The organism is Enterococcus sp. AAFC-DPL-6103 (assembly GCF_058216595.1).
Genome location: NZ_CM177102.1, coordinates 762,184 through 774,957 on the forward strand (window position 1 = coordinate 762,184; position 12,774 = coordinate 774,957).

The 12,774-nt window shown below is 35.9% G+C and carries 12 protein-coding genes and 1 pseudogene; 6 read left to right on the top strand and 7 right to left on the bottom strand.

Annotated features, from left to right (window positions below; genetic code table 11):
- Nucleotides 1-26: 26 nt before the first annotated feature.
- The 3 genes from AC4BC3_RS03685 to AC4BC3_RS03695 are packed head-to-tail and all read right to left on the bottom strand — an operon-like array spanning nt 27 to nt 4,237.
- Nucleotides 27-2,201, bottom strand: coding sequence for a transglutaminase-like domain-containing protein (locus tag AC4BC3_RS03685; RefSeq protein ID WP_490466988.1), 2,175 nt, complete (start codon nt 2,199-2,201; stop codon nt 27-29).
- A gap of 9 nt (nt 2,202-2,210) precedes the next feature.
- The gene (locus AC4BC3_RS03690; RefSeq protein WP_490466989.1) at nt 2,211-3,278 is read right to left on the bottom strand and encodes a DUF58 domain-containing protein; all 1,068 of its coding nucleotides are present in this window, start codon (nt 3,276-3,278) and stop codon (nt 2,211-2,213) included.
- Nucleotides 3,279-3,280: 2 nt separating this feature from the next.
- Entirely contained in the window at nt 3,281-4,237 is a 957-nt protein-coding gene (locus AC4BC3_RS03695) for an AAA family ATPase (RefSeq protein ID WP_490466990.1), read from the bottom strand.
- Nucleotides 4,238-4,573: 336 nt separating this feature from the next.
- Between AC4BC3_RS03695 and AC4BC3_RS03700 the strand changes: the two genes are divergently transcribed.
- Nucleotides 4,574-5,863: a hypothetical protein gene (locus AC4BC3_RS03700; RefSeq protein WP_490467282.1), complete on the top strand. Its 1,290-nt coding sequence runs from the start codon at nt 4,574-4,576 to the stop codon at nt 5,861-5,863.
- Between the two features lie 76 nt (nt 5,864-5,939).
- The gene (locus AC4BC3_RS03705; RefSeq protein WP_490466991.1) at nt 5,940-6,533 is read left to right on the top strand and encodes a type II toxin-antitoxin system Phd/YefM family antitoxin; all 594 of its coding nucleotides are present in this window, start codon (nt 5,940-5,942) and stop codon (nt 6,531-6,533) included.
- A gap of 58 nt (nt 6,534-6,591) precedes the next feature.
- Here the strand turns inward: AC4BC3_RS03705 and AC4BC3_RS03710 are convergent, their stop codons facing one another.
- The gene (locus AC4BC3_RS03710; protein WP_490466992.1) at nt 6,592-6,999 is read right to left on the bottom strand and encodes a hypothetical protein; all 408 of its coding nucleotides are present in this window, start codon (nt 6,997-6,999) and stop codon (nt 6,592-6,594) included.
- Between the two features lie 215 nt (nt 7,000-7,214).
- On the opposite strand from AC4BC3_RS03710, the gene AC4BC3_RS03715 reads away from it, so the two are divergent.
- Nucleotides 7,215-7,673, top strand: a complete 459-nt coding sequence (locus AC4BC3_RS03715; protein ID WP_206907010.1) for a hypothetical protein — start codon at nt 7,215-7,217, stop codon at nt 7,671-7,673.
- 177 nt (nt 7,674-7,850) lie between these two features.
- Here the strand turns inward: AC4BC3_RS03715 and AC4BC3_RS03720 are convergent.
- Nucleotides 7,851-8,061, bottom strand: a pseudogene (locus AC4BC3_RS03720) (DUF2087 domain-containing protein); the annotation flags it as partial.
- A gap of 374 nt (nt 8,062-8,435) precedes the next feature.
- Between AC4BC3_RS03720 and AC4BC3_RS03725 the strand changes: the two are divergent.
- Nucleotides 8,436-9,320: a phosphate ABC transporter substrate-binding protein PstS family protein gene (locus tag AC4BC3_RS03725; RefSeq protein ID WP_490466993.1), complete on the top strand. Its 885-nt coding sequence runs from the start codon at nt 8,436-8,438 to the stop codon at nt 9,318-9,320.
- Between the two features lie 69 nt (nt 9,321-9,389).
- On the opposite strand, the gene AC4BC3_RS03730 is transcribed toward AC4BC3_RS03725, so the two are convergent.
- Nucleotides 9,390-11,117: a sensor histidine kinase gene (locus AC4BC3_RS03730; protein WP_206909858.1), complete on the bottom strand. Its 1,728-nt coding sequence runs from the start codon at nt 11,115-11,117 to the stop codon at nt 9,390-9,392.
- The gene (locus tag AC4BC3_RS03735; RefSeq protein WP_490466994.1) at nt 11,114-11,818 is read right to left on the bottom strand and encodes a response regulator transcription factor; all 705 of its coding nucleotides are present in this window, start codon (nt 11,816-11,818) and stop codon (nt 11,114-11,116) included. The genes AC4BC3_RS03730 and AC4BC3_RS03735 overlap by 4 nt, the downstream gene beginning before the upstream one ends.
- Nucleotides 11,819-11,946: 128 nt before the next feature.
- On the opposite strand from AC4BC3_RS03735, the gene AC4BC3_RS03740 reads away from it, so the two are divergent.
- Nucleotides 11,947-12,432: a 2-thiouracil desulfurase family protein gene (locus tag AC4BC3_RS03740; RefSeq protein WP_490466995.1), complete on the top strand. Its 486-nt coding sequence runs from the start codon at nt 11,947-11,949 to the stop codon at nt 12,430-12,432.
- On the top strand, nt 12,433-12,771 hold the full coding sequence (locus tag AC4BC3_RS03745) for a putative DNA-binding protein (RefSeq protein WP_206909852.1): 339 nt from the start codon (nt 12,433-12,435) through the stop codon (nt 12,769-12,771). It abuts the gene before it with no gap.
- Nucleotides 12,772-12,774: the final 3 nt, after the last annotated feature.

Below are 12,774 nucleotides of genomic sequence, written 5' to 3' on the forward strand. Positions count from 1 at the left end.
ACAAGCGATTTTAGCAATATGAAAAATTAACTGCGTTTAGAAAAGAAACGAAGTGATTTACTGATTGTTTTGATAACAGTCAGATAAGTCTCTTTATCAAACTGTATCTCTTGATTTTGCCCATAAATAGTTGTTTCATAGTTTTTGGTTAATTTGATGAAGCTTTGCTGCATTGGAATCGCCTTTTCGACGCGATAACTATAATCCAATAAGTTTTCTGCACGTTGTCTTGGAAATAGCTTCTCTACTTGTATCAGCAACTGTTGATAGGTTTTTTGATTATCTGAAGCAAACAAAACAACTTGATAATACAAAAGGTGCCAACGAACTTTTTGGCGAAAAGAAGGAATGAGAAATGGAACCAATACAACTATGAGCAAAGAAAGGACAACAGATTTCCATAAAGACTTATGAGTGATTGTTGTATCAGAAAAAATAGTATTGTCTTCTGTTGATGATGTTGTTTCTGTCTCAGATGTTGAGGAAGCAGTTGTCGTTTCGGCTATTGATTGTGATGGTTGACTCTCTGGAATAGCTGTAGGAATCATTTCTTGTCTACTTTGTGCGGTTGCAGGATTTGCAAATGCCGGCGTGGGTTCAAAGGGTAACCAGCCAAATCCAGGAAAATAAACTTCTGGCCAAGAGTGAGCATTACTACTTAAAATGTTATATTCCTTTAGCTCATTACTGTGATTACCTGTTTGGTAACCCATAGTAAAACCCTTTGTCCAGCGTGCAGGTATACCAAGTGTACGTAGTAAAACAACCATAGCTGAAGAAAAATTATCACAATAACCAATTTTAGAATCAAATAGAAAATGGTCAACATAGTCGTGATTTGCAGGCGTGTGTGGTGTATCGACTTTTGAATAACGAAATTCTCCACTACTTTTTAAGTAATCTTGGATTGCGAGAACCTGATCGAGTAAAGTTGTTTTTGTACTTGTTATCTCTTTCGCAAGAGAAGTTATTCGTTTAGGTAAGTTTGCTGGTAGCTGAAGGTCTGTTTGATATTCTGCTTGTTCCACGTCAGTTAAAACACTGTTGACTAACATGTCATAAGTATAAGAAAGATTTGCAACAGTGAAAGTCGCTGTGAATGATGACGATTTATCTACAACATAACGTTGAGTATCTGATAAGAAAAATAACGTACTATCTGGCAAGGATGGAAATGCCGTAAGACTAAAATTTCCATAAGAGTAGGGAAGGAAAGTCTGCTCATTTATTGTCAGTTGAAGGGTAGTGGGCTCAGTAACGATTGCATCTGGATAATTGACTAATTGATGTGGCAACTCGTTTATTTGGGAAGAACTTCGACTATTTTCTGTCCAACCAGTACCGGTATAGACTCCTTTATTCTGTATTTTATAATAATGACCAGATTCTTGAACTGCGGTAAAAACGACGTCTGTCTGATCGTAAACTGGTCCACCAAGGGTCTCATCATTTTCGCTGAATCCGGTTCTTGAACGTCCTGCTTCTTGGAATGCACGTATTCTAGCATATAAACCTTGTTTGTTGAAAAATTCTCTGACTGGAGCACTCCTTGCTTCAATTGTTTGTGTGACTTCAGGCAATCGTGTGGGAATCCACACACTAATGCATAACAAACAGAGCAAAACAATCATAGTAATGAAGATAAATGGCCATCTGTTATGCTTTTTTTGAAGTAATGATAACTGACGAATGAAAAGATAACTGAATAGAATAATAACAATAAAAATACACTCAGTTAACAGATCAAATTCACGAAAGATACTTAACATCATGAAATAAAGCACTAGTACTAAAAATGGCAGGCCCCATAAATCATAATCAATGGTTAAAGTAGTTAGTAAATAAACGAGGCATAGCATGAGAATGAATGCTGGTAATTCTGGAAAGTAATGGAATTCACTGGCAACTAATTCGTTAAATTCAGTTTGAGATTGATTTAACAATTCCAAAAACCAATTACTTCTGACTGTTGCTGGAGGAAAATAAACAAACAAGTTAACCAAACTAGTGAAAAAAGCTAAAATCACTCGAATAATCTTAGAAGATATCATCCGGATAATCAGACAGAAGACAGCAATAGTAGCAATCAGCGGTAAACTTGTGGTGAGATCGTTCGCAGTTAAAAAAGTTGGAACGCCTGCACTTAAGAGAAAAAAGGCGTAAAAGCTTCGCCACCATTTTTTTGTTGAAAGATTCAACATGGACACCTCCTAACTAAGTTTTTTAATTGGAAACTTTTGTTCATTATCATCTTGTAGAAACAGTTCATTATTTTCATAGTAAATGAGGGTAACGTTGACGGCCTCTCGTTTCCAAGTAGAAACTTGTGCGTGGACTGTTGGAGAGAGTTCTGGAACAAAAAGGAGTATTTCTTTAGTACTATGTTCAACCATACTTGGTTGTTGCAGAAAATCTTCCATAGCATGTAGCTGAGCAAAAAAAGCAGGAGAAGGATGTGTACCGTTGTACTTCTGTTCAGCAAAAATCAGTTGATTTGGATAAATTTTCTGGTCATAGAAACTTAAAAAAGAAAAGTATAAGTCAAGCATTTTTTCAAAATTTGTTGGTGTTCCCCAAAAACAAAGGGTCAATTTACTTTGTTGAACAGTTGGCTCATATTCACGAGAGAGCCATTGTTGATAGTAAGCGGAACGTTTCCAATCAATTTGCTTTAATGAGTCACCTTGACGATGTTCTCGAATCCCAGCTAGATTTTGAGAAGATGAGAAGTTGTTTTTTTGTTGTCTGCTTGTCAAAAAGTGCGTTAATATTCGTGCTTCAGGTAGTATATTATTTGGCAAAACAGTAGTTTTGAATGTTATCTTTTTTAGTTTACTTTTTCGAAATAAGCCTAGATAATCATAAGCGATGAATTGGACGGGAAGTGTTTCAAACATACCTCTTTTCCGGGGAGTCCAAGTAATCGATAGTTGTTGTTCTTTTTTTGAAACCAATAAAAAAGTTTGCGTTTTCGGTAGGAACTCTTCTGGAAAATGTAAAGTTAGACGTGGTACGAAAAGTGTTAAGGCTTGTGACTCGGCAATAAGAAGATTGATCGTTATTGAATTATCCCGATAAACGAGTGCAGGAACAATGAGAACCAACTCGATTTTTGATAGTCGTCTACTTAAAGAAAGCCAACTGAATGCGATATATAAGGTAAAAAGAATAACTAAAAACCAGCCGAATAGTTGATTAAATAAAATTGTAAAAATCAAGAACAAGAAATAGATCAAAAGAATGCAACTATTTATGAGGTAATTCCAATGTTTTTTCATCGCTATGTTACCGGAACTGAAATTTGTTTTATTAGGTCTTTTAAGAGTAAATCAATTTCATTATCAGTCAACGAACGATCATGAAATAATAGTCGATGCTTGAAAACAAAAGGCAATAGCACTTGAAAATCGCTTGGGGTAACGTAAGAGCGCCCCTTGATTACTGCGTAGGCTTTAGCCGACTGAATAAAAGCTAAGCTGCCACGTGGACTGATACCTAACTTGATTACTGGATGATTACGTGTAGCAGTGACTAATTCCAACGCATAACGTGCGACTGAAGGGTCAAGATAGGTTGTTGAGACAGTTTGTTTGATTCTAGTGAGGGACTCATTGGTGAGAATGACTTTTAATGTGGCAAGAGACTGTTCTTGGGTGTCTAATAATAAAGAGAGTTCTTCATCGAAAGTAGGATAACCAATGTGCAGCCGGAATAAAAATCGATCTAATTGAGCCTCGGGTAACGGATAAGTTCCTTCGTATTCAATAGAGTTTTGAGTTGCTAAAACGAAAAAATGATTATCTAAAGGATACGTTTGATCGTCAATAGTAATATGCTTTTCTGCCATGGCTTCGAGTAACGCCGCTTGTGTTCGCGGTGTTGTTCGGTTAATTTCATCTGCTAATAAAATAGTAGTAAAAATCGGACCAGGACGGAATTCAAAATCTTTTGTTTTTGAATTATAAAAAGAAAAGCCCAAGATATCTCCTGGCAAAAGGTCTGGTGTAAACTGAACACGACTAAAATCGCCTTGGATTGTTTTGGCCAAGGACTTCACAAGTAATGTTTTACCGACACCAGGAACATCTTCAAATAAAATATGTCCACCGGAAAACAGAGCAACAAACATCAATTCAATGATTGGTTGCTTGCCCACAATGACTTTTTGAACTTCAGCGATTAAATGATCGACTTTTTCTTTTATCTCACGAATGGTATTTTCGTTATTTTTATCCATTTTCACATCACCTTCTCATAATAATCTTGTTTCTTTCATTGTAAAGGAAGGCGTACGTTCCTACAAGCAAAGCAGTTTTGCTTGAAATAGTACATTTTGTCGATATAAAATAAAAAATAAATGAGTTTTTAATGAAATAAATAGAAAATAAAAAAATGTTGATGTCTTTCGCGTAGTTTATTACGACAGGTTTCTCTTCTCAATAATCCATTGATGTGTGCAAAAAAGGAGGCAACCGTTTTAGCCAAAAAATGATTTTCCACAAAAATTTGTGACATTCCTGCAAAAAAAGCATACAGAGAAGTAGAGGATCGTAGCTTGGCTGGACTAAAACATATGAAATGGCAAAAATTGTTATCGAAAAATTCACAAAATTTATTTTTGCTGATGAATCAAATGAAAGATCTGACTTGGAAAAAGGCAGATCTGGCAGAAAAATTAAGTGTCGATGTAAAAACAATTGAACGACATTTAAAACGTTTAGAGACGATTGACTTTCCTGTGCAACTGATTTATCAGAAAAAAACGGTACGCCTGATTTATAATTTAGGCTATAGCGAGCCCTATTTGCTCTTTGATTTCTTGATTCATTCTGCATCATTTCGCTTGTTGAAAGATCTAATTTTAGAAGAAAAGTACCAAGAAATCTATGATCGGCCAACACAAGAACGATTACGAAAATGGTTAGGAGAGTATCACCTTTCTTTTTCTTATAAAAAAGGACAGATTTTTGGGTCAGAAAGAAAAGTCCGCTATTTGCTATTTAGTTTTTTGAAAGATTTTCCTCATTTTTTTGTGGATGATGGTGAAGAATCATTTTCAGAAATTTTTATTCGCTTGTTAAAGCAAAGAAATCGACTATCTTCAGTTGAAATCTTAGGTGACAATCAAACAATGTTTTTTGAATTGTTTCCAGAATTGCTCTTTCGAGAAGAGCAGAAGCTATCTGTGAAAGAAAAAAATTATCTATGCATTGTGCGATTAAGTTGTAATGTGATTACCAAAAAGCGTTGGGAACGATTAGAGCAAACGAAAGATTATCGAAAATTGACAATTGTTACAGAAAAATTGGATTCGTTCTTTTGGTTAAATAGTGATTTTGAGACTTTCAATAAGCAAAGGATCACGCAAGTTCTTTATCAAGAATGGTTGCGCTACTCGATTGGGATCCAAGAACGTTTGTCAGATGAAGAAGTATTTGAATATCAACAAACCTTGAATACATTTCCCAATGCAAAAGAAAAACTTCATCAATTCCGCTTAGCAATTCAACAAGCCTTGACGCATCCATCTGTTAGTTGGGGTCTAAATTTGTTGAAAACATTGCAAGAACGAGGTTTTTTAGAAGTGCATCCGCCATCTGTAAAAATTGTTTTTCTTTTTCGTTTTGATCATGAAGAAGCCAGAAGGCTAGCCAGAATTTTGGATACAGCACTTCGTCATCGTAAACGGACATCCATTCATGTGTGTACGAGAAGTAAACCACCACATTATGCAGATTTGATTATTACCGATCATTTTTCACCGTTAACTTATTCTAAAAATCAGAAAACTTATTTTTATCACTCTTCTTTTGGCGTAGAACAACTGTTAAAGGATGTTGACGAATGGATTTCCTTAAAATGACAGAATCTGTGATGAATAAAACCAAAATTTATTGCGCTATGCTATAATAACTTTGATAAAAAAGGAGGGAACTTCGTTGGAATTAAAGAAATTAGAGGTCCCAACATCTTCAATTACAGAAGTCAAACGATCTCCCATGGATGTATTTGCTCAAGCAAGAGAAGCCGGGACTGGCGTATATATTTTTAACAGAGAAAAAGTGGCAGGTGTTATGCTGACTCAAGAACAGTATGAAGCATTAGTTCAAGAATTAGATGACCTACGCGGACAAAAAACAGGAATCAAACAGCAAATGCCAGAAGTGATTGCCGAAGTAAAACCAACATTTGAACCAACTATCGAAACGAATGAACCACCAGTAACATCCACTGTAGCTGGAATGGAAGAGTTGGTGGAAACCCTTCAAAAGGTGCTTATTACAGGAATGCCGATTCTAGCAAAAAATTTAGATGAACGAATGGTTTCACTTGGATTTATTACGAAAAAAACAGGGTTTGGCGGTGTCGTTGCCATGCTGGATGAACTAAACGAAACAGGTAAAATCAGTTATCAATTACGAAAAAGGCAACATGAAAAATTAGTTATTGCTGAAATTATTGGTGAACAAGAAGCAAGTTCTCCTGTTTTTGATAAATTGCTAATCAAGAAAATTTATATTCATGAAGGATAAAAGGAAAAAAGAAGGAAGCTGCAGCTTCCTTCTTTTTTCCTTTTATCAATAGTAAGGTCTATTTTTGCGAATTTTTTCTAATTGCTGGAAGTGAGATTTTCTGATCATAACTTTGTTTGGAATATGTAAAAAAGGTTGCCCAAAAAGCGCCAAATGCTTGGGGAACTAAATAAAGGAGCGCGAAAACAAGTACAAGTTGAGTCGGTTTGAAAGGTTGATAGAATAGTTGCCAGTCAGGAAATTTTAAGGCGTATATGTAAGAAACAATAGTGGAAATGATATTACCAACAAGGAGCAGTCGAATTTGTCCTTTGATCCTCATCAGAAATCCACCAAGGATAGCAAGAAAAATCAGAAAAATAAAGCCAAAAACCGAGTGATAATGGAAATCAAGCAATAACCCGAGATACAAGTATGGAATCAAGAGCAGCAGCAAAAAAAATTTTGATAGGTATTTTGTTAACATAACTTAAAACCTCCTTATACTTGTTTAAAAACCTTTATTATAGTTATATTTTAAAAAGAAAAAAAACATTAAGCAAACGTAATCACATAATTTGTAGGTTAAATGAATAAACTCTCATTCCCTTATCTCTAAAAAAAAAGATTTTCCCCCTAATTTTTTTAGAGAGAACATTGTATAGTGAGAGGCAAGAATTTTTTATTTTGGGGAGGAAGTAAATGAAACAGAAAATCATGGGCAGACATAGTTATTTATTTTTTTGGTTTTTTCCCCTTCTTTTACTTCCGTTTACTTGGGTGAACGCAATCGTTCAAGGAGCCGAAGTATTAGGGTTGATTCAAGGAAGCGGACTTTTGGTTGCACGCAATTTTCCAACATTGACGATTTTTTACTTGGTAGTGAGCGTCAGTTTATTGATACCAAGGTCATTAATCAATAATTATAATTGGAAACTGATTTATTTTTCTTGCATGTTGATTTTCACATCAACATTTGCATTGTTGCCACGCATGATCATTGGACCAACGGGACTTAGTCAAAGTGGATTGAAAGATTTATCCGACTATTCCGCTATGTATTTTTTGACAATTCGTCCAGTATTTTATTTAGCAGCTGCGTCTTTTATTCTGTCAGTAATCACGTATTTTTTTGTTGAATTGAGAAGAAGAGATCGATAAAAATAGTTTGAGGATCAAAAATACTGAAAATCAGATTTTTTTGAGCAAATAACTGTATAAATTAAGCTGAGAAGATAATTAAAAAGAGGTGTGAGCTTTGTAGAGAACCCAAAACGTCTGACTTTGGGATTTTCTACAGTTGCTTACATCTCTTTTCGCATTGTGGAAGAATAGCTATTATGGATTTAGCCAATAGGTTTTTCCATCTTTTGTTCGTTGCATAAAACCATATTCAAGTAACGGCAAGTCGAAACAAAATCTTCAATGTGTTGTTTCAATATATCATTGATTGCACGTTCAGAATAATTTTTTTTGGATCAACTTTTTGCGCTAAGTAATTTAAAAGAATGATTTCTCTCTTTTCTTTACATGGAAAAGTTTGAATAAAAGTGTCATGAGTGCAGTCAGTTGTCTGGCTTGGCGCTCTTTTTCTTTTGATTTGGATCTGGATAAATTTTTCAAATTGAAAAGTTACGTCACAATAAAGGGAATGATAAGTCTCTTGTTCAATTGTCCAGCCCTTGAGATCATCTTGCTGTTCATAAAATAATTCAGTTTCCACATAAAAAACTTCCTCGCTTGTTTTTATGCCAACACTTTATGTAATTGTTTGTAAAATGACAAAAATATTTTGTTTAGGTTGAACAATATTTTTGTCTTTACAGGAAATTTACAGAAGTTCATGAATTGTTTACAACATTCATATCTGAGCTTTACAGTGGCTTGTTACACTTTATTTGTAACTAAGAGAGGAGTATTTGAATGAAAAAATTATGGTATTCTTTAGGCATCATTGGTTTCTTATTAGCAGGTTGTGGTTCGTCAGGTGCAAGCACTGACTCAACTTCGCAAGCAGACAAAGCAAGTTCAGATCAAGTAAAAATCGTAGCAGTTGGTTCAACTGCATTGCAGCCATTGGTTGATGCTGCACAAGATAGCTTTACGCAAGAAAATTCAAATTATCAAATTTCTGTTCAAGGTGGCGGAAGTGGTACAGGGTTAAGTCAAGTGTCAGATGGTGCCGTGACAATCGGCAACTCAGACGTTTTTGCAGAAGAAAAAGATGGAATCGATGCGAAAAAATTGGTTGATCATAAGGTAGCTGTGGTCGGAATGGCACCAATTGTCAATAAAGAGACTGGTGTTACAAATGTTTCTCAACAGGAATTGATTGATTTATTCACAGGGAAAATCACAAACTGGAAAGAACTTGGTGGCAAAGATCAAAAGGTAACAGTAATCAACCGCGCAAATGGTAGTGGAACGCGTGCTACTTTTGAAAAATGGGGGTTGAATGATGAAACACCTGTGCAATCACAAGAGCAAGATTCATCAGGAACGGTTCGCCAAATCGTTGCTCAAACACCAGGAGCAATCAGCTATCTTGCTTTTTCTTACTTGGATGAAACAACTCAGGCTTTGAGCGTGGATGATGTGAAACCAGAGGAAAAAAATGTGGCAGACAATAGCTGGAAAATCTGGGCATATGAACATATGTATACAAAAGGAAAACCAGATGCAGCTGTTCAAAAATTCTTGGATTATATGACAAGTGAAGATGTTCAAGAGGGACCGGTCAAAGATCTAGGCTATTTACCAATCACATCAATGAAGGTTGAACGTGATGTCAATGGCGAAATCAAATAAAAACGGGAAAAAACAGCGACGAAAATCGATTCGATTTTCGTCGCTGTTTTTCGATTTTCGTGTGACATTTCATAAAGTCACTTCAAAAGTGGAACCAACACCGGGATGACTTTCCACAGTAATCTTGCCGTTTAACAGATTAACATAGTCTTTGACGATTGCCAGACCTAAACCTGTACCCCCAGAATGTCGGCTACGTGCTTTATCAACGCGATAAAAACGTTCAAAAATCCGTTCTTGATCTTCTTGGTCGATGCCGATTCCAAAGTCTTGGACAGAAAACCACAAATGTTCATCTACACGATAACGAATAATGATTTGACCGCCTTCTTTTGAGTATTGAATGGCATTTTCAATCAAATTTTTGATGATTGGATATAAAATTTCTGACTGAACAGTGAATGAACCATTATTTCCCAAAAGTTTAACACTTAATTTTTTCTGTTTGATAAATGGTTGGTAGCTTTGAATAATTTGTTCAAAATAAGATTCCAGATAAATCGTTTGTGATTCATATAAGTTTTCACCATCTTTAGATAATTGGATGATTTCGCGAATCAATTGATCTAAACGATGTGCATCTTTTTGCATGATTTCTAAAAAAGTAGTCAATGTTTCTGGGTCATCTTTAGCACCATCAAGAAGTGTTTCTGTGAAGCCCATCAATGAAGTAACAGGGGTTTTTAATTCATGAGAAACATTTCCAACAAAATCTTTCTGGACTTTTTCGAGCCGCCGAACTTTCGTTAAATCATAAGCTACGCCTAGAATTTGTCCAGTTCCGTCTGCATTGCTAAAGTAACGTAAACTGATGTCTAGCGTTTGGTTGCCTTCACTTAATTTGATTTCTTGCTGAACTAATGGATTAGCAGTAGAAACCTGATGAATTAAATGGATTAGTTGAGGTTCTTGAATTACCTCAGCGTAAGGTTGCGAAGTCAGATAAGATGTAACCCCAAGATGCATCTGCATTTTAGGATTCAGTAAACGTAAATGTGACTCTGAATCAATCAAAAAGACACCAATCATCAATTCATTCAGCAATGTATATAACTGTTCTTCAGTCGTTGCATAAGCACGATACATATGACTCATTTGTTCACTTAATGCATTAATCGTCTGATAAAGCTCTTCCCATTGATCTGAGGTTTGCATAATGACTTCGGTTTCCTCAGGGTCATTGACCATTTTTTTCAACACAGGTAACACGGTATGCAAAGGTTCGTTTCGCTGATGAGCAAAGTAAGCGATCATTCCTGAAAGAATACCAAAGAAAAGTAGAAAGAATAAAAATACCCAACGACGAAAATTTTCTGTGCGTGGTAAAAAACCACTAGTTGGTTCGGCAATTCGGATAATAGCTTTTAGTTGACCGTTTTCTTTAATGGGTAAAGCGACATAGAGAAGTTGTTCATTTACAGTCTCACTTTGACGCAAGGAACTCCCCAATCGACCACCATCAAGAACAGCTTTGATTTCGGGACGTGTACTACGACTGCCTGTTAGGTCATCATCACTGGTATCATACAAAACATTGCCAACAGCATCCAATAACGTGATTCGTTCAGAAGATTGATGAACGAATTCTGTCAAAATTTCCTTGTTTTCCACTGAATCAGGGTTCGACCAAGTAAGCTGTCGCGTCAATAATTGTGCTTTTTTTGTCAAGTATTCTTCTTGTTGTTCAATAATTTGTTGTTGAAAATAATTTGAGATAAGTTGCCAGCTACCAAGAAAAACTGTTAGAAAAAAGACCAAGAATAGGAGACGTCTTGAGAAAGTTTTCCAATTTTTCATAGTCGAGGCTCCTGAAATTTATAGCCAAATCCGCGAACCGTTACTAAATATTTGGGGTGTTTTGGATCACGTTCGATTTTTTCTCTCAGGTGACTGACATGAACATCAACGATTCGACTTTGACCAGCAAAATCAAAATTCCAGATACGCTCGAGTAAAGTGTCTCGATCAATGACGCGATCTTTTCGCTTCATAAAGTAAACTAACAATTCAAATTCTTTGGGGGTCAATTCAATCAGACGACCATCAACTGTGACTTGAAAATTTGTTAAGTTCGCAATGATTTGACCCGCTGTTAAATATTCTGGTTCTTCTTCTTCAACGGGGATATTTCGAGGTTCCATTCGTCGAAAAATAGCTTTCATTCGAGCTAATACTTCGCGTGGGCTAAATGGTTTAACTAAGTAATCATCGGCACCAATCTCTAAACCTAAAATACGATCAATCTGATCGTCCTTGGCAGTGAGCATCAAAATAGGTGTATCGTTTTTTTCTTGACGAAGTTTTTGCGTAATTTCCATGCCATCCATTGAAGGAAGCATGACATCTAAAATAATAAAATCAAAGGCTTGATCTAAAGCAAGTTCTAATCCCTCCCGTCCATCCGTTGCACTAGTAACTTGATAGCCTTCTTTTTCTAAGTTAAAGGTTAATAAAGTGACGATGGAAGGTTCATCATCAACAACTAAGATTTTTTTCATAAGCGCTCCTTTAAAACATATTCATGCTTTACTATTTTAGCATAGAATCAAGGGTAGGGGCTATGTAACCAACTCAATAAATGGTATAATAACTAGGCACTTTGTTGGAAGGAAAGGAAGCGATTCAAATGATTGGTATCAGTGCTTGCTTAGGCGGTGTATTATGTCGTTATGACGGTCAGCCAAAAGCTGTTTTGCAACTTGTCGCAATGGTTGAAAACCATGAAGCCATCATGGTTTGTCCAGAAGTTTTGGGTGGCTTACCGATTCCCAGAGATCCAGCAGAAATTGTCGGCGGAGATGGATTTGATGTTTGGAATGAAAAGGCAAGGGTCGTGACTTCCAAAGGGGTCGATGTGACAAAGGAATATCAGGCAGGTGCAATTCTTGCTTGGCAAAAATTAAAAGAACAACAAATTGACCAACTCATTTTGAAGGCAAAAAGCCCTTCATGTGGTAGTAGTCAAATTTACGATGGTACATTTTCTGGTACATTGACAGAAGGTGTAGGCGTTGCAACTGCTTATTTTTTAAAACAGAAGATGAGCGTTCTATCTGATGAGGATTGGTTAGTACAACAGCAAGAAATCACAAAGATAAATGAGGTGAGTTGAATGGAAATTGAAAAAACAAATCGAATGAACGCACTTTTTGAATTTTACTCGACCTTATTAACTGAAAAACAAATGAATTATATGGAATTGTATTATGCGGATGATTTTTCACTTGGAGAAATTGCAGAAGAATATCAAGTCAGTCGACAAGCAGTTTATGATAACATTAAGAGAACTGGAAAAATTTTAGAAGACTACGAGAAAAAACTGCATCTTTTTTCAAACTACATCGTGCGTGAACAAACCTTAGAAAAACTGATGACTTATGTCACCGAGCACTATCCAAAAGACGATGCACTGATCGGTTTTATTCAACAAATTCAAGACATCGAAGAGTAACAA

Bases quoted from the DNA above. Each gene is read 5' to 3' on its own strand.
- AC4BC3_RS03685 (WP_490466988.1), bottom strand. From the start codon at position 2,201: ATGTTGAATCTTTCAACAAAAAAATGGTGGCGAAGCTTTTACGCCTTT.
- AC4BC3_RS03690 (WP_490466989.1), bottom strand. From the start codon at position 3,278: ATGAAAAAACATTGGAATTACCTCATAAATAGTTGCATTCTTTTGATC.
- AC4BC3_RS03695 (WP_490466990.1), bottom strand. From the start codon at position 4,237: ATGGATAAAAATAACGAAAATACCATTCGTGAGATAAAAGAAAAAGTC.
- AC4BC3_RS03700 (WP_490467282.1), top strand. From the start codon at position 4,574: ATGAAATGGCAAAAATTGTTATCGAAAAATTCACAAAATTTATTTTTG.
- AC4BC3_RS03710 (WP_490466992.1), bottom strand. From the start codon at position 6,999: ATGTTAACAAAATACCTATCAAAATTTTTTTTGCTGCTGCTCTTGATT.
- AC4BC3_RS03715 (WP_206907010.1), top strand. From the start codon at position 7,215: ATGAAACAGAAAATCATGGGCAGACATAGTTATTTATTTTTTTGGTTT.
- AC4BC3_RS03725 (WP_490466993.1), top strand. From the start codon at position 8,436: ATGAAAAAATTATGGTATTCTTTAGGCATCATTGGTTTCTTATTAGCA.
- AC4BC3_RS03730 (WP_206909858.1), bottom strand. From the start codon at position 11,117: ATGAAAAATTGGAAAACTTTCTCAAGACGTCTCCTATTCTTGGTCTTT.
- AC4BC3_RS03735 (WP_490466994.1), bottom strand. From the start codon at position 11,818: ATGAAAAAAATCTTAGTTGTTGATGATGAACCTTCCATCGTCACTTTA.
- AC4BC3_RS03740 (WP_490466995.1), top strand. From the start codon at position 11,947: ATGATTGGTATCAGTGCTTGCTTAGGCGGTGTATTATGTCGTTATGAC.
- AC4BC3_RS03745 (WP_206909852.1), top strand. From the start codon at position 12,433: ATGGAAATTGAAAAAACAAATCGAATGAACGCACTTTTTGAATTTTAC.